Raw genomic sequence first — 22980 nt, forward strand, 5'->3', positions numbered from 1 at the left:
GAGTGATACGAAAATTGAAGTGGTATATATGCATAGCTTTACTTGGCGTAGCAGTATGGAGTGTATATACAAATGGAATCACAAAGTATATGGAGAAATTAACATCCTTCATACAAAGCGGAAAAAGAACGGAGTTTAGTAATAATGATGAAAAGATCCTCTTATCAAATGTGCCTTTAATTCAGCAGTTACCAGAGCTGGATAGAGGGTGTGAAGTGACAAGTTTAGCAATGATGTTACAATACGCAGGCGTTTCAGTAGATAAGATGAAATTAGCAAATGAAATAAAAAAAGTTGATTTTATGGTTGATGGTGTACGCGGAAATCCGAATGAAGGGTTTGTAGGAAATATTTATACCTTTTCTGAATCCGGTTATGGTGTATATCATGGGCCACTTTTTCAGTTAGCGAAAAAATATTTATCTAATAAAGCTGTGGATTTAACAGGAAAGAGTATAGAGGAAATATATAAGAGTGTAAAAGCAGGGCAACCGGTAGTCATGATTACAAATGCAACATATGCCCCTTTAGATGAAGATGAATTTACTACATGGAAAACAAATAGTGGGGATGTTTCTATTACATATAATGAACATTGTGTTGTACTTATTGGGTACGATAAGGAATCTGTATATATTCGAGACCCGCTTGATGATAGCTTAGATGTGAAAGTACCAAGAGAAAACTTTGAACAGGCATGGGTGCAAATGGGGAGTCAGGCAATTAGTGATGTAAAGAGCTCTAAATAAATTAGGACGGAGAGTTTTAACAATATAGCTATAAGGTGAAGGATAGAGATTTAAGGAATTATAAGAAAAGTTTTGTAGGGTGTTTTGTTTGGAATAGAAGCTGTTAAGAAATAAGAGAACTTTAGCATATATAATGCTAAAGTTCTCTTATTTTTATGATTAAAATGCTTAGAAGTAGTGAATATGTAAAAATGCATAATTGACGAAAAAATTACATGTTATCATTATATATTGTTTTATATATGTTAATTGTATAAAATTACACAAGTATTCACATTACATAAAGGAGGCTTATTATGCAAAATATATTTAACTGGGTTAAATGTATGAGTATCAAGAAAAAATTAATCATTTCATTTTTTATTATTTTAACTATACCAGGACTTATTATCGGTGGTGTTTCATATCAAACTGCCAAAACAAATTTTGAACATCAAATGACAGATAAAGCAAAGGAGAATATTTCAGTTTTAAATACTGTTATTTCTCAAAATATAGAAGAGAAATTTGTTGATGCGACGTACTTTGCAGACATCTTAACAGAGGATACATATCTAAATGGACAAGAAGAAATAGTAAGAACGAAGTTAGCACAATATATAAAGCTTCATCCAGAAGTAGAAGGTATTTATATTGGAGCGCAGACGGGGAAGTTTATAAGAGAACCATTTATTCAAATGTCTGATGGCTATAATCCAACAGATAGATCATGGTATAAAGAAGCGCATGAAAATAAAGGAAAGGTAATTGTTACTGCACCGTATCAATCAGCATCTACAAAAAATATGGTAGTGACAGTTGCTAAAGAAGTAAAAGATGGTAAAGGTGTTATAGGTATTAACTTGAATTTGAATAACATCCTAAAGGTTTCAAAAATGATTAATATTGGTGAAAAAGGCTATGCAGTTATTTTAGATCAAAATAAGCAAATTGTTAGTCATCCGTCTAGAAAGCCTGGTTCAAAGGTTACTGATCCTTGGATTAAACCAATTTATGAAGATAAACAAGGAAATGTATCTTATACAGAACAAGATGATAAAAAGAATTTAATCTTTGCAACAAATGAGAAAACAGGATGGAAAATAGTTGGAGTTATGTTTGACGAAGAAATTATGCAAGCTGCCAGTCCAGTGTTTTATAAGACTTTGATTGTCATAGCTATCGCTATTGCATTTGGTAGTGTATTAATTTATTTCATTACAAATTCTATTACAAGGCCATTACGAAAAATAGCTGAATCGGCACATAAAATTAGTAAGGGAGATTTAACCGAGAAAATTACAATCCACTCCAAGGATGATATAGGGAAACTAGGGAATTCATTTAATGAAATGTCTACGTCTTTACAAGATGTGATTACCCAAATTAGCTTTTCAGCAGAGCATGTTGCAGCATCGGCAGAAGAGTTAACAGCGAGCGTACAGCAAGCGAATGATGCGACAGATCAAATTACAATTGCAATGGAACAAGTATCAGGTGGGGCTGAATCACAAAGCCAAGGTGTTGAAGAAGGCGCGGCTACATTACAACAAGTAAATACAGCAATTCAAGATGTAACTGGAAGCGCAGAGTCAATTTCTATTTCCTCATTACATGCGCGAGAAAGAGCTGAAGAGGGAGAAGATTTAGTTGAACAAACCGCAAAACAAATGCAGTCTATTTCTAGATCGGTATCCGAGTCAGATGCTATTATTAAACTTCTTGATGAGAAGTCAAAGCAAGTAGGAGCTATTTCTGAAGCAATTCAAAACATTGCAACTCAAACAAACTTATTAGCTTTAAATGCGGCTATTGAAGCAGCAAGAGCAGGTGAACAGGGACGAGGATTTGCTATTGTAGCCGATGAAGTTAGAAAATTAGCAGAGCAATCAGGAGAATCATCTGGAGAGATTGCAAATTTAATTGCAGAAATTAAGGCTGATATTGAACATACTGTTAAGGCAATGGATAATGTGAGTGGGGAAGTTCAACAAGGCTTAGATGTTGTAACAAAAACGAAAGTAAGTTTTACAGAAATTTTAAGTTCTACTACTCATATTGTTTCTCAAGTTAATCAAATGGTAGAAACAACGAGGAGAATCGCTGGAGATGCAAATGAAGTGACAAATGCTATTGATGAAATTGCAGCGGCTGCAGAAGAAAATACAGCTAGTATGCAAAGTGTTGCAGCTTCAACAGAAGAACAAGTAAATTCGATGGAAGAAATTAGTTCGGCTTCGCAAAACTTAGCTGAGATGGCCGAAGAACTACAAGCAATGACTAGTAAATTTAAAGTATAATAACAGCAAATAAGTAAGGTGAAAATAATATCACCTTACTTATTTTTCTATTCAGCAATTAGGGGAGTCATTAGTGGGATGAAAAAAAGAAAAAAACTATGGAATTTATGGAAAACGATTACATTGCTAGTTTGTACAGTTGTAATTTTTTCTTTACTTGTTACAGATATATTAATTAGTCATAATGTAGAGCGGACAACGGAGGATAGCCAGGCAGAGAAAGCAAAAACGATTGCCCATATTGTGGCGAATGATTCGATTGTAATCGATGGTTTGATTGGAAAAGCAGATACTTCTGCAATTCAAACGTATACAAATAGAATATTAAAAAACACAGGTGTTCAATTTATTGTAGTTATGGACATGAATGGAATAAGAAAATCACATCCAAACCCTCAAAAAATAGGTCATCATTTTATTGGGGGAGATGAAGGGCCTGCATTGAAAGGAAAGGAACATGTATCGCTAGCAGAAGGAACGTTAGGTATTTCAATGCGAGTGTTTGTACCTATATTTTCTGAAACAGGTGAACAACTTGGAGCGGTAGCCGTTGGTATCTCGGCAGATAATGTAAAAGAGAGAGTTAAGGAAAGTAGACATATTATTTATATCGGTGTCGGAGTTGGAGTACTAGTCGGAATTATAGGAGCAATATTGCTAGCTAGACATATAAAGAAAAGTTTATTCGGTCTTGAGCCGCACAGGATAGCGAAAATTCTTGAAGAAAGAAATACGATGTTACAATCTGTAAAGGAAGGCATTATTGCTGTAGATAAAGAGGCGAGAGTAACGTTAATTAATAATGAAGCGAAACGTCTATTTAAAAAAAGTGGACTTGAAGAAGATTTTATAGGTAAAGACGTTGAGCTATATATGCCGAATTCGCGTATAAAAGAAGTATTGCAAACGGGAGAGGTACAATTAAACGAAGAACAAAATATTTACGGAATTACGATTGTGACGAATCGTGTTCCTTTATATGTAAAAGGAGAAATAGTTGGCGCGATTGCAACATTTCGTGATAAAACAGAGATTAGAAAACTAGCAGAGGAACTAACTGGTATTAGGCTATATGCGGAAGCATTACGGGCACAATCTCATGAGTTTATGAATAAAATGCATGTCGTATTAGGGCTTACACATATGAAACAATATGAAGAATTACAAAAGTATATAAGTGGCATGGTATCAGAGCATCAATATGAAATTGGTGGAGTTATGAAAAGAATAAAAAGTCCAGTATTTGCTGGTTTTTTACTAGGTAAACTTAGCTATGCTAGGGAGAAAAATATTAAGTTAATTATAAGTGAAGATTCTTACTTGCCGGAAATATATGATGAAAGTATTACTCATGAACTTATTACGATTGTAGGGAACTTAATAGATAATGCATTAGAGGCAGTGATACATTGCAAAAAGAAACAAGTTGAGATTGGGGTGCAATATCAGAATACATTAACTATTACAGTGCAAGATACGGGGAAAGGTATAGAAGAAGACGAAGTGGATGCATTATTTACAAAAGGTTATTCCACAAAAGGGGATAATCGCGGTTATGGTTTGTATCTTGTAAAAGAAAGTATACAGCGAATAAATGGGGAGATTCACATTTCCTCCTTATTAGGAGAGGGAACAACGATAACAATTGAAATACCTAAAGGTAGGGATGAGAAGCAAATATGATTAAAGTTTTAATTGTAGAAGATGACCCGATGGTAGCAATGTTAAATACACATTATTTAGAGCAAGTAGGAGGATTCGAACTTGTTCAAGCAGTTAACTCAGTAAAATCGGCGATAGAAGTATTAGAGAAATCACGAATAGATTTAGTCTTACTTGATATTTTTATGCCTGAAGAGACTGGGTTTGAGCTTTTAATGTATATTCGGAATCAAGAAAAAGAAATCGATATTATGATGATTTCAGCTGTACATGATATGGGGAGTATTAAAAAAGCATTACAATATGGCGTAGTAGATTATTTAATTAAACCATTTACATTTGAACGATTTAAAGATGCATTAACTATATATCGAGAAAAACTTACTTTCATGAAAGAACAACAAAAAATTAGTCAATCGGAATTAGATTCGTTAATTTTACAAAAAGAAAAAAGAGAGCCTACTGTCACTAAAGAGCTCCCGAAAGGATTAACGAAGCAAACGTTGCAATTAATTTGGCAGAAGATCGAGTCGCTGAATGGACGAGCGTTTACAACAGATGAAATGGCACAATTAGTAGGAATTTCAAGAGTTTCTATTCGAAAGTATGTAATGTTTTTGACTGAAATTGGAGTGTTAGAAAACGAAATGGTGTATCAGCATGTGGGAAGACCTGTAAGTAAATTAAGATGTGTTGATCAAAATAAAATAGGTTTTTACGTATAAGCGACTTATTATAAGTCGCTTATACTTTTTTTAATTACAAAACCAATTACAAAACTTACAAAAACTATTTTTACTATTGAAAGCGTTTTAATATTGTTATTAAGAAAACAAGGGGGTGCCATATGGGAATTCAAAAGAATGTGGAAGCGGTATCATTTACTGAAGGAAATGAATTGAAAAATGAATCTTTCGCTTCTAAAATTATGAACGTTAAAATCGGTGTTATACCTTTACCGTTATATGTAGTATTGGCTGCTATTATTTATGGGGCATCTGTATATAATAAATTGCCAGCAGACATGATTGGTGGTTTTGCAGTTATTATGATTATGGGTATTTTCTTAGGTGACATTGGGATGAGAATTCCAATTTTAAAAAATATCGGTGGTCCAGCAATTCTCTCATTATTTATTCCATCATTACTTGTATTTTTTAACTGGATGAATCCAGCTTCAATGGAAGCTGCGACTATGTTAATGAAAAAATCGAACTTTTTATATTTATATATTTCTTGTTTAGTAGTCGGAAGTATTTTAGGAATGAATCGTAAAGTGTTAGTGCAAGGTTTCGTTCGTATGTTTATTCCTTTAGTAGTAGGAACGTTAGCTTCTGTAGCAGTAGGATTATTGGTCGGTTCACTATTCGGGTTTGAAATGAAGCATACATTCTTCTTTATTATCGTACCAATTGTGAGCGGTGGTATTGGAGAAGGGATTTTACCATTGTCATTAGCATACAGTGACATTTTAAATGAATCATCAGCAACATTCGTATCACAGCTTATTCCGGCAGCTATTATTGGGAATATGTTTGCAATCGTGAGTGCAGGGTATATGAAGCGTTTAGGTGAGAAGAGACCTGAGCTTAGTGGTAATGGTGTATTAGTGAAAACAGACAATCAAGCAGAATTATTAAAAGAACAAAATACAGAGAAGCCAATTGATTTCTCATTAATGGGAGCAGGTTTATTAATTGCATGTACGTTCTTCATCTTCGGAGGGTTTGCTTCTAAGTTCATCGGTATTCCTGGGGCAATCATTATGATTTTCTCAGCAGCACTTGTGAAATACTTTAAACTAATGCCAGCAAAAATGGAGCAAGGAGCATTCCATTTATATAAATTTATTTCAAAGAATTTAACTTGGCCGTTAATGGTCGGATTAGGATTGCTATATATTCCGTTAAAAGACGTAGCGGCAGTTCTTTCAGTGGGATATGTTGTTGTTTGTGCATCGGTTGTTCTTACAATGGTAGCATCAGGTTTTCTTATAGGAAAAGTGATGAAAATGTATCCAGTTGAATCAGCAATTGTAACTGGATGTCATAGCGGTTTAGGCGGAACTGGAGATGTTGCTATTTTATCAGCTTCAAATCGTATGGAATTAATGCCTTTCGCACAAATTTCGACGCGTTTAGGCGGGGCAGCAATGGTTGTAACAGCGACAATCTTATTAACAATGTTTTCATGATCAAACAAGCTAGCTATATTCATATAGCTAGCTTGTCAAATTAAGGGGAGATTATAAGTATGTTAGAAAATCAAATTAATGAAAGATCATTGTTATTGCATAAAGAGTTGGTAGGGAAAATTGAGATTACAAGTAAGGTAGAAGTTAATACAGCGGATGATTTAAGCCTGACTTATACACCAGGTGTAGCGGAGTCTTGTAAAGCAATTGCAGCAGATGAAGAAACAGCGTATGACTATACAGCAAGAGGGAATATGGTTGCAGTTGTTTCAGATGGAACAGCAGTACTTGGTTTAGGGAATATTGGACCGAAAGCGGCTATGCCTGTTATGGAAGGGAAAAGTATTTTATTTAAAAAGTTTGCGAATGTAGATGCTTTCCCGTTATGTTTAGGGACGACGAATGTGGATGAAATCGTTACCCTTGTGAAAAATTTAGAACCTACATTTGCAGGTATTAATTTAGAAGATATTGCAGCACCACGTTGCTTTGAAATTGAAAAACGATTAAAAGAAGAAACGAATATCCCTGTATTCCATGATGATCAACATGGAACAGCTATTGTCGTCTTAGCAGCTGTTATTAATGCATTAAAAGTTGTAAGTAAACAAATGGATAATGTGAAAATTGTTATTAACGGTGCGGGTTCGGCAGGAATTGCAATTGGAAAATTATTATTAAAAGCTGGTGCAAAACACATTACGTTAGTTAGCTTAGAAGGTATTGTTTGTGAAGGTGAAACATGGATGAACGAAGCGCAAATTGAAGTTTCAAAGAAGACAAATCGAGAATATGTGCGTGGAACATTAAAAGAAGCGATTCATCAGGCTGATATCTTTATTGGCGTATCTGCGCCTAACGTATTAACGAAAGAACTTGTAAAGACGATGAATGAGAAAGCGATTGTGTTTGCAATGGCAAATCCAATTCCAGAAATATTCCCAGAAGATGCATTAGAAGCTGGAGCTGCTGTAGTTGGAACTGGTCGTTCTGATTATTCAAATCAAGTAAATAATGTATTAGCGTTCCCTGGTATATTCCGTGGTGCTTTAGATGTACGCGCGACTGATATTACAGAAGAGATGAAATTAGCGGCAGCATATGGGATCGCTAACATAATTACGGACGAAGAGCGTAGTGCGAACTATGTAATTCCAAATCCATTAGATAAAAGAGTTGTTCCGAATGTTGCAGAAGCAGTAGCGAAAGCAGCCATAGATTCAGGTGTGGCACAAATTACGAAAATGCCAAGTTATAAATAGTAAAAAGCAGTGCCTTCAAGGCACTGCTTTTTTGAGGTAAGAAATCAAAATAATGAAGAAGTGTAGAGTTATTCGTGCTCCCGCATTATTTATCCCGCCCAAAATTCAGTGGATGCAAGGAAGTAGATTAGTTTTGACAACTTACTCAACAGTGATTACAAATTGATCATAATATTTTTCATTCACATATATATTTAATACCCATAATCCGGATGAAGGTAGCGATATAGTGAGAGGGAGTTCGTTTGTAGTAGAATCGATTGTATTTGAAGTAGTCCAAGTTTGTTTGGAAGTTTCTTGTTGATAGAGTATTGGTGTTGGAGTTACAGATCCTTGTTTTAGCGCGATAATAGATAAATTTCCAGTTGGTATTTCAGGGTCTAGAAAGTACCACATAATTTCATTTTGTTCATTTGCGACAATAGGTGTATCAGCAATTGCAATTCTTCTTTCAATCCCCTTTAAAGGTATCTTTCCGTCTACGAAGGAGGGCGCTTCTTCCCAATTTACATTTTTTAAAACACTAAGATGAAAAAAGGAAGGTGCGTTAACCTGAGATGATGATATTACTATGGCTTCTTTTTTTAGTGCTTTTGAATCAGGTTGAGCCTGTGTGCATCCAGTGATGAGAAAGGAGAAAAGTAGCATAGTTCCGATTTTTTTCATGGTGCCACGCTCCTAATTATTATTGTTAGTGTAATTGTATTTGCTAGATAGCGGGACAATTCCTTTAAAGTATAAAAAGAGGTCGTAAGTTTTGTACGACCTCTTTTGACATTTTTTTATATTTGTTCAGTTGTGTAGGTTGGCTCGGTCTCTTTTTGAGGCATCGTCAAAAAAATAACAGACAGAACGATACATACGCCGCCTAATAATTGATATGATCCAAACGATTCATTTAGCCAAGTGATTGAAACGATGGCTGCTACAAGTGGTTCAATACTAGTTAAAATACTTGTTTCTGTTGCTGCTAAATATTTAAGACTACCAATATAAAGAAGGAAAGAAAGGGTCCCACTAATAATGATAAGAATAAGCATAGAAAAAGTTTTTAGTGTAAGAGTGTGTGAAAATTGATTCCACCCAAATGAACGATTATAAATAAGCAGTGCAATTCCTCCGATTAACATCCCCCACCCAATTACTACAGTTGTTCCGCATTCTTTAATGAGAGAAGCTGGATGAAGGGTATAAAATGCAAATCCAATTGCCGTTAATAGTCCGAAAATAATGGCTGCTTTGGATAAAAAAATATTTTCGATTGAGCCATTTGTAATAATAAAGTATGTTCCTGTTAGCGCAGTTATAATTGCAAGTAGTTGCATAGAAGTAGGGGATTTTCTTTGCTGAAATGCAACATACATTGTAATAAGAACAGGGCCTAGAAATTGAAAGAGTGTTGCTGTGACAGCATTACTAATATGAACTGTTTCGATAAAGGCATATTGCGCACCGAGCATGCCAAGAATAGAGAAAATAATAAGCTGTATAGAATGTCTAGGATGTTTCCAAATTTGAAATATGTTTTGTTTCTTTATTAGTAGGATAGACAAAATAAATACTCCTGCAAGCAACAAGCGAATTGTTAAAAAATCAATTGATGATACGTTCGTATGTTGAAATAGCCATTGAATCATCGGTCCAGATAATCCCCATAATGTGGCTCCTGTAATAATCATAATGAGTCCAATACATCTACTTTTGTTCATGATCATGCATCTCCTCTTTAGTATTTGATTTTTTATGTGTGACATGATAAAAGGAATTATATATAAAATCTGGTACTGTAAGAAGTATCAGGTTTTAGTTTTGTTAAGGGGTCAGATATTATGTTAGAATTAACGCCTAATTTAAATATGAATAGTAAGAAGGCATTGTATGTGCAGTTGTATGAGTATATAAAAAAAGAAATTAAAAATGGAACGATTCTATCTTTTACGAAGTTACCGGCTAAGCGAAAGTTAGCAACACATTTACAAGTAAGTAAAAATACAGTAGAGGCAGCTTACGAGCAATTACTTGCAGAAGGTTATATTGAATCAATTTCGAGAAAAGGTTATTTTGTATGTAAGATTGAGCAAATGGTTCATGTAGAAGAAAACGAAGAGAGAATAGAAGAAGTACCCTTTCAGGAGAGGGATTATAAATTTGATTTCACACAAACAGGCGTCGATACAAATGCTTTTCCGTTCAACATGTATCGGAAAATTATAAATGACGTATGGCAGCCTCATAATAATGAGTTGCTCTTTCTTGGTCACCCACAAGGAGAATGGAGCTTAAGAGAAGAAATTGCGAACTATTTGTATGAATCTAGAGGTGTGCGTTGTGCAGCTAGTCAAATCGTATTAGGAGCGGGAACACAAATATTAGTGAAATTACTGTTTCAATTATTAAAAGGAAGTAATTATGCAGTTGAAAACCCAGGTTATCATAGGAAAATGGTTGTTTTTGAACAGGGAGAAGAGAAGGTTCAAATGTTGTCTTTAGACAGGGACGGAATTTGTATGGCAGATTTAGAAAATAGCGATGCAAATATTGTATTTGTAACTCCATCCCATCAATTCCCATGCGGAATGATTATGCCTATCACGAGAAGGATGCAGCTTTTACAATGGGCGAAGAAAGAAGAAGGTAGGTATATTATTGAAGATGATTACGATAGTGAATTTCGCTATTCGGGAAAACCTATACCGGCACTGCAAGGGTTAGATACAGACGGGAAAGTTATTTATATGGGGACGCTATCGAAAGCATTGTTGCCATCATTACGGATGAGCTATATGGTGTTACCAAAGAAATTGATTAAAAAGTATCAACAACAATATTTATTTTATACACAAAGTGTTTCAAGAATGGATCAAGAAGTGATTAGAAGGTTTTTAAATGAAGGATATTGGGAAAAACATATTCATAAAATGCGTGTCGTCTATCGAAAGAAGAGAGATCGACTTGTTTTTGAACTAGAAAAGTACTTCTCAAATCGTGTTGAAGTGATAGGAGAAGATTCAGGATTGCACATTTTATTAAAGGTGCATAATGGAATGCGGGAAAAAGAATTAATTAAAGAAGCTGCGAAACATAGTATCAAAATATACCCTGTGTCTACGTACTATAAAGACGGTACTGCACCTGAAAATATAGTACTACTTGGATTTGCGATTTTATCAGAAGAAGAAATTGCGAAAGCGATTCAATTATTAAATAAGGCATGGTTTATAAAAAAGTAAAAAAACATCCTCATATATGAGAGGATGTTTTTTATTATTTATTTTCATCTAGGAATAAGACCATATGCTCTTCATCCCAATATTGTCCGTTATATTTCAGTGAACGTTCTTGTACACCAAACGTTTTAAAGCCTAATGACTCATAAAGTTTCTTCGCACCATCGTTTCCGACAACAACATCAAGCATAACTTGTTCTACGTCTAAAGATTTAGCAAGCTCAAGACATTCTTTAATAAGTGCTTTTCCTGCTCCAAGTCCGCGTGCTTTTGGAGACACATATACGGAACCAATTTTTGCTTTATGTTCTTGTTTTACATATGGTTTCGTTTCCAGTGTAGCAACTCCGATTAATTTTCCGTTTTTAAATGCACCTAGTGTATAGTTTTCGTCTTGTGCTAATTTTTGTGCTTTATATTCAATAGCACACTCTTTATTAATAATATCTTCATAAGAAGAGCTGAAAGCTTCAGGGTTTTGCTTTAATCCTTCTACGCGAAGTTCTAAGTAAATTTCTGCTTCGTCTTTTGTTAATACATGGATATCCAATTATATCACCCTCCAGATCTTTGACAAATGTACCTTTACCACGCTATTCGCGGGCAGTAAGGCTCCAATTTTAAAATTCGGCGAATGCGCGGAAGTTAGGTGGGAGGTAACTGCCCGTAAATGCCCGATTGGTTCAACTAATAATCCATGGAGTGAACCTTTCCATGGATTAAAGTTTCACTTTATTTTATATTGAAATAAGAATAATTTCAAAAGCTTAGCTTCTAAGGGCAGATTTTATGAACAAAATAACACCAGTAGTGTTTACAACTACTGGTGTTTTCACACGCATCTTATTCAAAAGGAATCTCGATTATAAAGTTTGTTCCCACTCCTAATTGGCTTGTTACTAGAATGGAACCGTTATGCAATTCTACAATTTCCTTTGCAACAGCCAGTCCGATACCTTTTCCTCCAGTAGCCCTCGTTCTGGATTTATCAACACGGTAAAAGCGATCGAAAATATGCGGGATATCTTCTTTTGGAATACCTTCACCTTCATCTTGTACACTTATTGTAAAATAATCTGCTTCCGTTAGTACACGTATTGTTATAGTAGTGTTTTCTGGTGAATGCTGATAAGCATTATGCAATAAATTTAACATAACTTGTTCCATGCGTCTTTCGTCTATGCAAACTTCTAAATCGTTTTTACAATATACATGAAGTTGCATTTGTTTGTTCGTTAATGTTGTTTTTGTTTTTTCAACCATTCTTTCTAAAAATGGTTGAAGAAGCATCGTTTGTTTTTTAATAACAAATTGGTGTTGTTCTAATTGTACAAGCATAAATAAATCTTGTACGAGATCGGTTACACTATCCGTTTCGTCCTCAATGATTTGTAAATATTCTTCGCGTTCTTCTTTCGTTAAAGAGTCTCTCTTTGCTACCTTTGCATAACCTTTCATATAGGTTAATGGAGTTAATAATTCGTGAGCAACACTAGCGAGAAATTCATTTCGTTCTTTTTTCATATACGTAAGTTCACTCGATAAATCTTCAATCGTTTTTGCTAAACTTCCAAGTTCATCATTTCGTTTAATTCCTAATTGAATTGGCTTATTTAATTTTGAAATTTTTTCGGTCGCTCTTTTCATTTTTATAAGCGGCTCTGTAATAACTCGAGAAAAAACAAAGACAGAAATCGTTGTTAAAATAATTGTTAAAATACTGATGATAAGAAATTGGTCCATGAGTTTAATTAACATATTTTCTAAAAAAGATGTCTTTAATAACATATGTAAGTTACCTTGAAATCCAGTTATTTCAAGTGGGCTTACTGTTGAGATGAATTTCGATTTTTTCCAGTTTTTTTCTACGATCACCCCGTTTTGGGGGATATTTTTCGTTTTGCAAATAAGTTGTTTTTGCATTTCCTTTGTTACGGGTTCTGAGGTGGAAATGATTTTGCCGTTCTTGTCAGTTATAATGATAGTGGTATCGGTGTTAGCGATTAATTCTGAGCCAATTAATTCTTCAGCTGCATGCTCGATAGTGAACTCTTGATACCAAGGGCGTTTAGGTCGTTCGGTGTTTGGTTTTTGTTTAGAATATTCATTCCATTTTGCGCGGTTTACAATTTTGTCACGATACCGATTGCCTTTTTCTAATAGAGCACCTGTTTCTTCTGTAATCCGCATTTTTGAAATACTTTTGTAAAAGGATACGAAAGCAATTGTTTCAATACATAAAGCTAATATTAAAAAGTATGTCCCAATTTTAAGTGAAAGTTTACTCATTTTCCCACCATACCTTATTCATAATAAAGAGTCAGTGGTATGATATTTCCACTGACCTAAGTAATTATTCACTTTTCCATTTATATCCGACTTTATAAACGGTTTCTAAATAATCCTCGACTGGAAATCCTTTTTTACGTAATTTATCACGGATATTGCGAATATGCGAATCAATCGTTCTATATTCGATGTCTGTTTCATAGCCCCAAATTTTTTCGATTAAATCATCTCGGCTGTAAGCACGGTTTGTATTTTGTAAAAACAGTCCAAGTAATGAAAATTCGATAGGAGTTAGTGAGATTTTTTCGTCATACACTGTGACAGTATGTTTCGTTTTATCCCACTCAATACCATTGAAGCTAACAAAGCCATCTTTCTTTGTCCGGCGTAATATAGCTTCAATTCGTGCGACTAATACATGCTCATCAAATGGTTTTGTGATATAGTCGTCTGCTCCCATAGTAAGGCCTTTAACCATATCGTAATTTTGATTACGAGCTGTTAGCATAATGATTGGAACGTTGGAAATTTGACGGATTTGATAGCAAGTATCCCATCCGTCCATATTTGGCATCATAACATCTAATAAAATAATATCGAATTTTTTTTGCTCGATTAATTCCAGCGCTTCAAGGCCAGATTTAGCTTTCATACAAAAATAGCCGCGAGGGCTTAAGAAAAGATCTAGCAATCGTAACATACGTTCTTCATCGTCTACTAATAAAATTTTTACCATAATCTTGTGCACCCCAAACTATTCATTCTACTTGTATAGTTTACATGAAAATAATAAAAAACTCTTTTTATGTGATTGAATGGATGGCTGATTTTTTCGCTCAGGGCAATTGACATAAAAAATGCACTAGTTTTGCACAACTATTATTTATAATAGAAAACGTAGCGACACAAATACCCTATGTTGCGACATAACGTCATGTCATTTTATTTATAAAATGACAATTCCATTCTATTGTGTATGTGAGATAGAGAGGGTTTTCGTATTCACCTCGCATCGGATAAGAAAAATTTCCTATCTCACACTTTTTTTAAAAGGAGATAATACACATGAATCCAAAAGAAGAAGTTTCAAAAAAAGAAAAGCAAGATCGTAATACGGTTGTAATGTGTGTTGCCGTATCTATGATTATTATTATAAGTTGCGTAAATAAAATTTTGGGAATTTTATAATATATAAAAGCTGATTACTTGTTAACAAGCAATCAGCTTTTTTTATTTTATCCGATTGGTGTGGAGTAATAACTAGTGGGGGAATGACCTCCTGGATTAAAGTTCTACTTTATCAAGAGGCATATTTTTATATAATAAACCAAGGTAAAATTGCTAATCCAGAAGTTACCATTGCTGTAGCACATATTAAAAAGATAGCTCGTTTTTTTTGTTTCATGTCACATTCTCCTCTACATATCAATTGAATGCTGTTCGTTCATTTTATATTTTTAGTATAGTGAATGGAAAGGATTGGTACGATCGATAAAGGTGACATGAAGATTACATTGTTGTAATGAAAAAAGCATCTTTCTTAATAAGAAGATGCTTTTAGAAAACTATCCCGCTATTTGTGGATTAATAATCAGTGGGGATAGACATCCCCCACACCAATTAAAGTTTCATTTTATATTGAAGTATTAATCATTTAAGAATAAAACCATATGTTCTTCGTCCCAATATTGACCGTTGTGCTTTAATGAACGTTCTTGCACGCCGTAAGTTTGGAAACCTAATGACTCATATAGTTTTTTTGCGGCATCGTTACCAGCTACAACATCGAGCATAAGTTGTTCTACATGTAATTTATCGGCATTTTCAATAATTGCTTTAATTAGAGCTCGCCCTGCCCCAAGGCCACGTGCTTTTGGGGAAACAAAAACGGAGCCGATTTTTGCTTTATGTTCTTGTTTAATGAATGGTTTTGTTTCTAAAGTAGCAATACCAATCAAATCGTTATCGTTGAAGACACCTAGAGTATACTTATCCGGATTGCTTAATCTTTTTGCCATAGCAGCTACAGGATTTTCATGTTTAAGAACATCTTCATAAGAAGAGCTAAAAGCTTCCGGGTTCTTCGTTAAACCTTCCATACAAACTTTTAAATATATTTCTGCGTCCTCTGTTGTTAATAAGCGAATTTCCATAGTTGTAACCTCCTTGGTGGATTTCAAATAAATCCATTACTTTTATAAGATTGAGTATGCGTTTTTTAGCAGTCTCTTTTAATTTGTAAAAGAATAAAAAGATATATGCTACAATGTTTTGATTTAATTGTGTAATGAAATTATATATTAACTTTATTAACTATTCAAGTCTTTAATATATTACATTTTTATAACTAAAATAACTCCTCGATCGAGGAGTTATTTTTTAAACATTCAATTGATAGCCATCAATTCGTTTTGGATGTGTGTAAATATTACAAGAGTCATTTCTAATAAATCCTACGACTGTAATGCCTAAGTCATGAGCAAGTTGCAAGGCTAGTTTTGTTGGAGCGGATTTGGATAGAACAATTTCACAGCCGATTTTTGAAACTTTGAGTAAAATTTCAGATGAAATACGTCCGCTAAATGCGATAATTTTTCCTTTAACAGATATATCATTACGTAAACAATAGCCGTATATTTTATCTAATGCGTTATGTCTTCCGATATCCATTCTTGATATAAGGATATTGTTTCGATCACATAGCGCAGTATTGTGAACACCGCCGGTTTGGCGAAATGTAGTGGAAGATTGTTGTAAGGCATTCATTAAGTAAAAGCATTCTTCAGGAGTAATTTTTACATGTATATCATGTAAATCTTTTGCTTTTGCGGCGTCGTTTACGAAAATAAAACCTTGTCTACCTTTTCCGCAGCAAGAAGTGATGTATCGTTTATTATATAAAGTTTGATAGAGTGGATTCACTTTTGATGATTTTACATGGACAATTCCGTTCTCTTTTTGAACCCATATTTCTTCAACATCTTTATAGGAAGAAATAATTCCTTCAGAAATTAAAAAACCAACTACCATATCTTCAATGTAATTTGGTGTGCATACAACTGTTACGTATTCTTCACCATTTAATTTAATAGTAATAGGAGATTCTGTAACAATCTCATCAACTTGTTTTGAAAATGAGCTAGATTGATAGCGTACAATCGTATATGTCTCTTGCGTAAACTCCATATTAAATTCCCCTTTTATATGTATTTTTCTCCCACATTTATCATAAAACATTGAAAAAATAAAAACACCTATTAGCAGGGAAATCACAGATTATTTTGGTTATTATTGTATATGTACGATATAATAGAACTGTAGAATAGTGACATTTTCAAGCTTTCGTAGTTATACCTTATAACATCAAGAATCGACTTCATAAGAAAAGGATTTCAGCAGAGCGTTTCAAAAATATGTACAGTAACTTGTTTTTTTTTGAAAACGGATTCATAAACGTGTTGTACAGTTGGTTGTAAGGAGTGGGGAAACTATGGCAGAACAGACAGTCCGTGTAACCGTTGATGGTAAAGAATTTGCTGCATCAGGTGAAAAGACGATACTACAATTATTTAACGAGAGTAACTTGGAACATCCTCAAATTTGTCATGTACCAGAAGTAGATCCAATTCAAACTTGTGATACATGTATTGTAGAAGTAGATGGGAAGTTAATGCGTGCTTGTTCAACGCAAATAGAGAACGGTATGCATATTGAAAGACAGTCGCAGCGCGCAAAAGAGGCGCAGACTGAGGCGATGGATCGAATATTAGAGAACCATTTATTGTATTGTACTGTTTGTGATAACAATAATGGTAACTGTAAAGTGCATAATACAGTGCATATGATGGAAATTGAAGAACAGAAATACCCGTATGAACCGAAAGTAAGTGCGTGTGAAGTGGACATGTCACATCCGTTTTACCGGTATGATCCCAATCAATGTATTGCTTGTGGACAGTGTGTAGAAGTATGTCAAAACCTACAAGTCAATGAAACTATATCGATTGATTGGAATTTAGACCGCCCGCGTGTTATTTGGGACAATGGTGTAAGTATAAATGACTCGTCTTGTGTGAGTTGTGGGCAATGTGTAACAGTTTGTCCATGTAATGCGTTAATGGAAAAAACAATGCTAGGTGAAGCTGGGTTTATGACAGGATTAAAACCAGATGTGTTAGATCCGATGATTGATTTTGTAAAAGATGTAGAGCCAGGATATAGCAGTATTTTAGCAGTTTCAGAAGTGGAATCTGCGATGCGCAAGACGAAGGTTAAAAAGACGAAAACAGTTTGTACATTTTGCGGTGTAGGTTGCTCGTTTGAAGTGTGGACGAAAGACCGTCACATTTTAAAAGTACAACCTGTTTCAGATGCACCGGTTAATGGTATCTCTACATGTGTAAAAGGCAAATTTGGATGGGACTTTGTAAATAGTGAAGATCGCATTACAAAGCCATTAATTCGCCAAGGAGATATGTTTGTTGAAGCTTCTTGGGAAGAAGCTCTTGAAGTTGTTGCATCTAACATGCAGCATATTAAATCAGAATACGGCAGCGATGCATTTGGGTTTATTTCTTCTTCGAAAGTAACGAATGAAGAGAATTATCTTATGCAAAAACTAGCTCGTCAAATATATGGAACAAATAATGTAGATAACTGTTCCCGTTATTGTCAATCTCCAGCAACAGACGGCTTATTTAAAACTGTCGGTATGGGTGGGGATGCTGGAACAGTGAAAGATATCGCTGAAGCAGGTCTTGTTATTATCGTTGGTGCGAATCCGACAGAGGGACATCCTGTACTTGCGACGCGTGTGAAACGTGCTCATAAATTACACGAACAAAAATTAATTGTAGCAGACCTTCGTAAACATGAAATGGCTGAGCGTGCGGATATATTTGTTCATCCGAGTCAAGGAACTGATTATGTATGGCTTGCTGGTATTACGAAATATATTATCGATCAAGATTGGCATGATAAAAAGTTCTTAGCTGAAAATGTAAAGAACTTTGATGAATATAGCAAAATGTTAGAAAAGTATTCGCTTGATTACACAGAAGAAATTACGGGGATTTCTAAAGAGAACCTGAAAGAAATGTCTCGTATGGTATATGAAGCAGACGGTACTTGTGTACTTTGGGGAATGGGTGTAACTCAAAATACAGGTGGTAGTACAACTTCAGCTGCAATTTCAAATTTATTACTTGTTACGGGTAACTACCGTCGTCCTGGTGCAGGTGCATACCCATTAAGAGGACATAATAACGTACAAGGCGCTTGTGATATGGCGACCTTACCGAATTGGCTTCCAGGTTATCAAGCGGTATCTGATGATACGCTCCGTGCTAAATTTGAAAAAGCGTACGGTACGACGATTCCGAAAGAGCCAGGATTAAATAATATTGCAATGTTACTTGCGGCGGAAGAAGGAAAACTGCGCGGTATGTATGTTATGGGTGAAGAAATGGCTTTAGTAGATTCAAATGCGAACCATGTGCAACATATTTTAGCGAATTTAGATTTCCTTGTTGTTCAAGATATGTTCTTATCAAAAACAGCTCGTTTTGCTGATGTTATTTTACCGGCAGCACCGAGCTTAGAAAAAGAAGGGACGTTTACGAATACAGAACGTCGTATTCAAAGATTATATGAAGTATTGAAGCCGCTTGGTGATTCAAAACCAGACTGGTGGATTTTACAAAAAGTAGCTCGTGCACTAGGCGGAGATTGGAATTATGAAAACCCAAGTGAGATTATGGATGAAATAGCATCGCTTGCACCGTTATATTCTCAGGCAACATATGATCGTTTAGAAGGATGGAATAGTTTATGTTGGGGTAGCCATGATGGTAGCGATACACCGCTATTATATGTAGATGGATTTAACTTCCCAGATAAACTTGCTCGTTTATCATTAGATGAATGGGTACCACCAGTTGTGGCGCCGGATGAGTATGATTTACTATTAAATAATGGTCGTATGCTAGAGCATTTCCATGAAGGGAATATGACGAATAAGTCGGCTGGTATTTTATCTAAAGTATCTGAAGTATTCGTTGAAATTTCACCTGAACTTGCTAAAGAGCGTAATGTGAAAGATGGTGGTCTTGTAGAATTAGCATCGCCGTTTGGTAAGATTAAAGTACAAGCACTTGTTACAGACCGTGTAACGGGAAATGAGTTATATTTACCAATGCATGCAACAGTAAATGAAGAGGCTATTAATATTTTAACAGGAACAGCGACAGATATTTATACGTGTACACCAGCTTATAAACAAACGATGGTGAAACTGCGCGTATTACGTGAAAAAGGAAATCGTCCATTACCATCTTCAAACCCGCGAGATAAAAAACGCCATCCACAAAATGGTGTTGAAATTCAGCAAAAATGGCAAAGAAAACAATACGTATCACTGGTGGACTAGGGGGCGGAGATAGTGGCAAAAGAAATTACGTTAATTAAAAAGAAAGTTGTAACAGAAGAAGAGAAGAAACAGCAATTAGCAGAGGAACTGTTCACGGAATTAGCGAATAACCGTGAAGCAGTTGAGGAAACGATGCAATTACTAGCGCAATTACAGAAAGCTGGTATTTTAGATGCGGCGATTAGTTTACTTGCTGCGAAAGAAGATGTTTCGAAAATTGCTGTTGAGCAATTAAATCGTGAACCAGTGAAAAATGCACTGAACAATATGATGGGGGCAGGAGAGGCTTTATCTTCAGTTGACCCAGAGGTAACAAAACAAATCACATCGAGCTTAGTTACTGGATTGCAATTTGCAACAGATGAATTAAATAGTGGTAAAAAAACAAAAGTGATGGATTTCTTTAAAGTATTAAAAGATCCAGATATCAATAGAGCAATCACATTCGGTTTTAGCTTTTTGAAAGCATTTGGGCAAGGATTAGAGAAAAAATAGAGTAGATGAAAAAAGTGATGGGAAGTAGCCATCACTTTTTTCATTATATGTATAAGAGTGTTCATGTTAAGCGGAATATATTATTATTAAAAAGATGGATTAGAAATGGAAATGTGGAATCCATCTCAAATATCGTTTTAGAATGTGGAGGAATATATGCAACACCGTAAAAGACTATCTATACCAGGAGTAATGAGCCATTCCTTTCAAACAGTAAAATTTGCTTTTTGGAATGTATTAACCTTTCAACTTGCTTATAAATTGTTAGCAGCGATTGTGTTTGTTCCACTGTTTGGGATCATTTTTAATAAATTATTGTATTTTGGTGGTTACGCAAATGCGACAAATGATGAATTATTAGCATTTTTGAAAACACCATACGGCATTTTGGCAATCGTAATTTTATCCTTGTTAGCACTGTTTCTTATCTTTACGGAATTTGCGGTGCTTATTATTATTTCGTATTTCGCTCATAAAAGACAAAAGGTGAAATTACGCCCGATTTTATATAAAACCGTAACGTACTTACCTACGCTTTTCACATATTGCTTACCAGGATTTATTTTATATGCTGTCGTATTATTACCTCTTTTAAATATGGGATACGAAACGGCATTAATTCCGCAAATTCAAATTCCTAATTTTATTACAGGAGAACTGTTTAAGACGACGATGGGACAAGTAGGTTATTACACGTTCTTTGCCGTAGTTGCGTATTTGAACCTTCGCTGGATTTTCGTTCTACCTATTGTCGTTTTAGAACAAAAGCCGTTTCGCACAGCAGCACGCAAAAGTGCAGCTTTAGTAAAAGAAAGCTTTTTTAAAGTACTATTCTTTTTAGTAGGTTTTTTTATTTCAATAGGAATTGTTTATATTGTGTTTTTTGGAATATATTTATTGTGTCTATGGGGTGTGTATGAATTTACAAACCCAAAAGGAACATTTGCTTTATTAGCTGAATCAACGATTTCTGTATTCCTAACAAGTACATTGTATTTATTTAGCTTTATCGTTACACCATTTTATATTATGGCTATAACAAGATTGTACTTACAAAAGGTTCCGGTTGAAGATGTTTTATTAGAAGAAGGATTAGATTATTCGAAAACGAAAGCGGATAAATGTTTCTTTCAAAAACATCGCTGGAAATTTATTAGTGTATATATTGTAGGGATTATTACGGCCGGAATGGTCGTTGCCTTCATTGTAACGTTTATTTCAAATTCGTATAAAGAACCGATTATTATGGCGCACCGCGGATATATATCAAAAGGGGTAGAAAATACGAAAGAAGCTGTGCAAGGTGCTATTGATGCAAAAGCAGACTACGCTGAAATAGATGTATTACAAACGAAAGACGGTGAGCTAGCGGTTATACATGACTTGAAGTTAAAACGTCTTGCAAATGCCAATGTGCATGTGTCAGATTTAACGATGGATGAATTAAGACAGCTTACTCTTAGTCAAGATGGATTTTCAGGACAAATAAGTACACTTGATGAAATCATTAAGCTTGCAAAGGGGAAAATCAAACTCAATATTGAAGTGAAGCTTCATGGGGGCGAAAAAGACTTTGTAAATAAAGTATTAAAAGCGATTAAAGATAATGAATTTGAGAAGCAATGTGTAATTCAAACGTTACACTATCCACTCATTAAAGAGTTTAAGCGTGCAAATTCAGATATAAAAGTAGGATATATACTGTATGCAAGTAGAGCTAACTTAAAGAATGTAAAAGCTGACTTTTATGTAGCAGAAGAATACATGTTAAATAAGAAATTAGTAAAAGAAGCAAGGAAGTTAAATAAGCCAATTTACGTATGGACAGTAAATGATATGGAGAGTTTAAAGGCATATTATAAGTTAAACGTAGATGGTATCATTACCGATTATCCTGAAGATGCACGTGAAACAATTAAGGAGTTAAAAGAGCAAGAAGCGGAAGAAAGTGATCTGTTTGATAAAATTACTGAAACAACAGATGATTTGTTTTCAAAGTTATTTATAAGTTATCCAGCTGCTGGCTAAATGCCAGCAGCTGTTTTTTGTAAAAAGAATATATTTCTAAAATATTGTGTAAAGTAATAACTGTATATGTATACGTCTTCATTTGGAGTTTTTACATTGTTATATTATTGTCAAATAATAAATGATTACTGCTTATTTTGAAGGGATATAATAAAAATAGAGTAATAGATAATGAAATAGAACGAACTTCCTAATAGAATCAATGTTTTATATATTTACACTATTCTAAATATAAAAACTTTAGAAAAATGATATGTTAGCGTTTTCATAACTTTTAAGTTATGCTAGAATAAGGACATAAGTTATTAATTATTACAAAAAGAAAAAAGACTTTCTTTTTTCTGTTAATTATAAGGGGGCATTTCATT

The 22980-nt window shown here is 34.5% G+C and carries 18 protein-coding genes and 1 pseudogene; 12 read left to right on the plus strand and 7 right to left on the minus strand.

The features are described from left to right. Window positions 1-2: 2 nt before the first annotated feature. The 7 genes and pseudogenes from JDS98_RS18545 to JDS98_RS18570 all read left to right on the plus strand — a co-directional run bounded on the left by JDS98_RS18545 (window position 3) and on the right by JDS98_RS18570 (window position 8146). The gene (locus JDS98_RS18545) at window positions 3-749 is read left to right on the plus strand and encodes a C39 family peptidase (protein WP_141523606.1); all 747 of its coding nucleotides are present in this window, start codon (window positions 3-5) and stop codon (window positions 747-749) included. Window positions 750-1186: 437 nt separating this feature from the next. Beyond that, window positions 1187-2089: pseudogene (locus tag JDS98_RS30880) on the plus strand (HAMP domain-containing protein); the annotation flags it as partial. A gap of 120 nt (window positions 2090-2209) precedes the next feature. Then, the gene (locus JDS98_RS30885) at window positions 2210-3028 is read left to right on the plus strand and encodes a methyl-accepting chemotaxis protein (RefSeq protein WP_435051734.1); all 819 of its coding nucleotides are present in this window, start codon (window positions 2210-2212) and stop codon (window positions 3026-3028) included. 78 nt (window positions 3029-3106) lie between these two features. Next, window positions 3107-4711 carry a sensor histidine kinase gene (locus tag JDS98_RS18555; protein ID WP_000746368.1) on the plus strand — a complete coding sequence of 535 codons (1605 nt, stop codon included), beginning with the start codon at window positions 3107-3109 and terminating at the stop codon, window positions 4709-4711. Beyond that, window positions 4708-5415, plus strand: a complete 708-nt coding sequence (locus JDS98_RS18560) for a response regulator (RefSeq protein WP_000598685.1) — start codon at window positions 4708-4710, stop codon at window positions 5413-5415. Before JDS98_RS18555 ends, JDS98_RS18560 begins: the two co-directional genes overlap by 4 nt. Before the next feature lie 122 nt (window positions 5416-5537). Then, a complete protein-coding gene (locus JDS98_RS18565; protein ID WP_000512730.1) occupies window positions 5538-6884 on the plus strand; it encodes a 2-hydroxycarboxylate transporter family protein in 1347 nt (448 codons plus the stop codon). Window positions 6885-6943: 59 nt separating this feature from the next. Continuing rightward, window positions 6944-8146 (plus strand): NAD(P)-dependent malic enzyme, encoded by a 1203-nt coding sequence (locus tag JDS98_RS18570; RefSeq protein WP_000892431.1) that lies wholly within the window; start codon window positions 6944-6946, stop codon window positions 8144-8146. A 141-nt stretch (window positions 8147-8287) separates the two neighbouring features. Here the strand turns inward: JDS98_RS18570 and JDS98_RS18575 are convergent, their stop codons facing one another. Next, entirely contained in the window at window positions 8288-8812 is a 525-nt protein-coding gene (locus JDS98_RS18575) for a DUF4871 domain-containing protein (RefSeq protein ID WP_199634192.1), read from the minus strand. 116 nt (window positions 8813-8928) lie between these two features. Beyond that, the gene (locus tag JDS98_RS18580; RefSeq protein WP_199634193.1) at window positions 8929-9855 is read right to left on the minus strand and encodes a DMT family transporter; all 927 of its coding nucleotides are present in this window, start codon (window positions 9853-9855) and stop codon (window positions 8929-8931) included. A 120-nt stretch (window positions 9856-9975) separates the two neighbouring features. Between JDS98_RS18580 and pdxR the strand changes: the two genes are divergently transcribed. Further along, window positions 9976-11376 (plus strand): MocR-like pyridoxine biosynthesis transcription factor PdxR, encoded by a 1401-nt coding sequence (gene pdxR / locus JDS98_RS18585; RefSeq protein WP_000891910.1) that lies wholly within the window; start codon window positions 9976-9978, stop codon window positions 11374-11376. A 34-nt stretch (window positions 11377-11410) separates the two neighbouring features. Here pdxR and JDS98_RS18590 read toward each other — a convergent pair whose 3' ends face one another. From JDS98_RS18590 to JDS98_RS18600, 3 genes are all read right to left on the minus strand, one after another. Continuing rightward, window positions 11411-11923, minus strand: coding sequence for a GNAT family N-acetyltransferase (locus tag JDS98_RS18590; RefSeq protein ID WP_000351217.1), 513 nt, complete (start codon window positions 11921-11923; stop codon window positions 11411-11413). Window positions 11924-12216: 293 nt separating this feature from the next. Beyond that, on the minus strand, window positions 12217-13662 hold the full coding sequence (locus tag JDS98_RS18595) for a HAMP domain-containing sensor histidine kinase (protein ID WP_000041011.1): 1446 nt from the start codon (window positions 13660-13662) through the stop codon (window positions 12217-12219). Between the two features lie 64 nt (window positions 13663-13726). Then, on the minus strand, window positions 13727-14398 hold the full coding sequence (locus JDS98_RS18600) for a response regulator transcription factor (RefSeq protein ID WP_000238941.1): 672 nt from the start codon (window positions 14396-14398) through the stop codon (window positions 13727-13729). A gap of 329 nt (window positions 14399-14727) precedes the next feature. Between JDS98_RS18600 and JDS98_RS30490 the strand changes: the two genes are divergently transcribed. Beyond that, window positions 14728-14850: a hypothetical protein gene (locus tag JDS98_RS30490; RefSeq protein ID WP_001068395.1), complete on the plus strand. Its 123-nt coding sequence runs from the start codon at window positions 14728-14730 to the stop codon at window positions 14848-14850. Window positions 14851-15308: 458 nt separating this feature from the next. On the opposite strand, the gene JDS98_RS18605 is transcribed toward JDS98_RS30490, so the two are convergent. Together JDS98_RS18605 and fdhD are read right to left on the minus strand one after the other, a co-directional pair. After that, window positions 15309-15815 carry a GNAT family N-acetyltransferase gene (locus tag JDS98_RS18605; protein ID WP_087949286.1) on the minus strand — a complete coding sequence of 169 codons (507 nt, stop codon included), beginning with the start codon at window positions 15813-15815 and terminating at the stop codon, window positions 15309-15311. 226 nt (window positions 15816-16041) lie between these two features. Beyond that, complete coding sequence (gene fdhD, locus JDS98_RS18610; protein ID WP_097957586.1) at window positions 16042-16848, minus strand: formate dehydrogenase accessory sulfurtransferase FdhD; 807 nt, start codon at window positions 16846-16848, stop codon at window positions 16042-16044. Between the two features lie 304 nt (window positions 16849-17152). Here fdhD and fdhF point away from each other — a divergent pair, with 304 nt between their 5' ends. The 3 genes from fdhF (at window position 17153) to JDS98_RS18625 (ending at window position 22612) form a co-directional block, all read left to right on the plus strand. Next, window positions 17153-20089: a formate dehydrogenase subunit alpha gene (fdhF, locus tag JDS98_RS18615; protein WP_097957588.1), complete on the plus strand. Its 2937-nt coding sequence runs from the start codon at window positions 17153-17155 to the stop codon at window positions 20087-20089. Window positions 20090-20101: 12 nt separating this feature from the next. Then, the gene (locus tag JDS98_RS18620) at window positions 20102-20584 is read left to right on the plus strand and encodes a helical membrane plugin domain-containing protein (protein WP_001040512.1); all 483 of its coding nucleotides are present in this window, start codon (window positions 20102-20104) and stop codon (window positions 20582-20584) included. Between the two features lie 156 nt (window positions 20585-20740). Beyond that, the gene (locus JDS98_RS18625) at window positions 20741-22612 is read left to right on the plus strand and encodes a glycerophosphoryl diester phosphodiesterase membrane domain-containing protein (RefSeq protein WP_097872796.1); all 1872 of its coding nucleotides are present in this window, start codon (window positions 20741-20743) and stop codon (window positions 22610-22612) included. The last annotated feature ends 368 nt before the right edge of the window (window positions 22613-22980 follow it).

The sequence above is a fragment of the Bacillus cereus group sp. N11 genome, from assembly GCF_016483605.1.
Lineage (GTDB): Bacteria > Bacillota > Bacilli > Bacillales > Bacillaceae_G > Bacillus_A > Bacillus_A toyonensis.

Excerpts from the sequence above, each read along its gene's own strand:
- JDS98_RS30885 (WP_435051734.1), top strand. The coding sequence starts at position 2,210 with ATGGAACAAGTATCAGGTGGGGCTGAATCACAAAGCCAAGGTGTTGAA.
- JDS98_RS18555 (WP_000746368.1), top strand. The coding sequence starts at position 3,107 with ATGAAAAAAAGAAAAAAACTATGGAATTTATGGAAAACGATTACATTG.
- JDS98_RS18560 (WP_000598685.1), top strand. The coding sequence starts at position 4,708 with ATGATTAAAGTTTTAATTGTAGAAGATGACCCGATGGTAGCAATGTTA.
- JDS98_RS18565 (WP_000512730.1), top strand. The coding sequence starts at position 5,538 with ATGGGAATTCAAAAGAATGTGGAAGCGGTATCATTTACTGAAGGAAAT.
- JDS98_RS18570 (WP_000892431.1), top strand. The coding sequence starts at position 6,944 with ATGTTAGAAAATCAAATTAATGAAAGATCATTGTTATTGCATAAAGAG.
- JDS98_RS18575 (WP_199634192.1), bottom strand. The coding sequence starts at position 8,812 with ATGAAAAAAATCGGAACTATGCTACTTTTCTCCTTTCTCATCACTGGA.
- JDS98_RS18580 (WP_199634193.1), bottom strand. The coding sequence starts at position 9,855 with ATGAACAAAAGTAGATGTATTGGACTCATTATGATTATTACAGGAGCC.
- pdxR (WP_000891910.1), top strand. The coding sequence starts at position 9,976 with ATGTTAGAATTAACGCCTAATTTAAATATGAATAGTAAGAAGGCATTG.
- JDS98_RS18595 (WP_000041011.1), bottom strand. The coding sequence starts at position 13,662 with ATGAGTAAACTTTCACTTAAAATTGGGACATACTTTTTAATATTAGCT.
- JDS98_RS18600 (WP_000238941.1), bottom strand. The coding sequence starts at position 14,398 with ATGGTAAAAATTTTATTAGTAGACGATGAAGAACGTATGTTACGATTG.
- JDS98_RS30490 (WP_001068395.1), top strand. The coding sequence starts at position 14,728 with ATGAATCCAAAAGAAGAAGTTTCAAAAAAAGAAAAGCAAGATCGTAAT.
- JDS98_RS18605 (WP_087949286.1), bottom strand. The coding sequence starts at position 15,815 with ATGGAAATTCGCTTATTAACAACAGAGGACGCAGAAATATATTTAAAA.
- fdhD (WP_097957586.1), bottom strand. The coding sequence starts at position 16,848 with ATGGAGTTTACGCAAGAGACATATACGATTGTACGCTATCAATCTAGC.
- fdhF (WP_097957588.1), top strand. The coding sequence starts at position 17,153 with ATGGCAGAACAGACAGTCCGTGTAACCGTTGATGGTAAAGAATTTGCT.
- JDS98_RS18625 (WP_097872796.1), top strand. The coding sequence starts at position 20,741 with ATGCAACACCGTAAAAGACTATCTATACCAGGAGTAATGAGCCATTCC.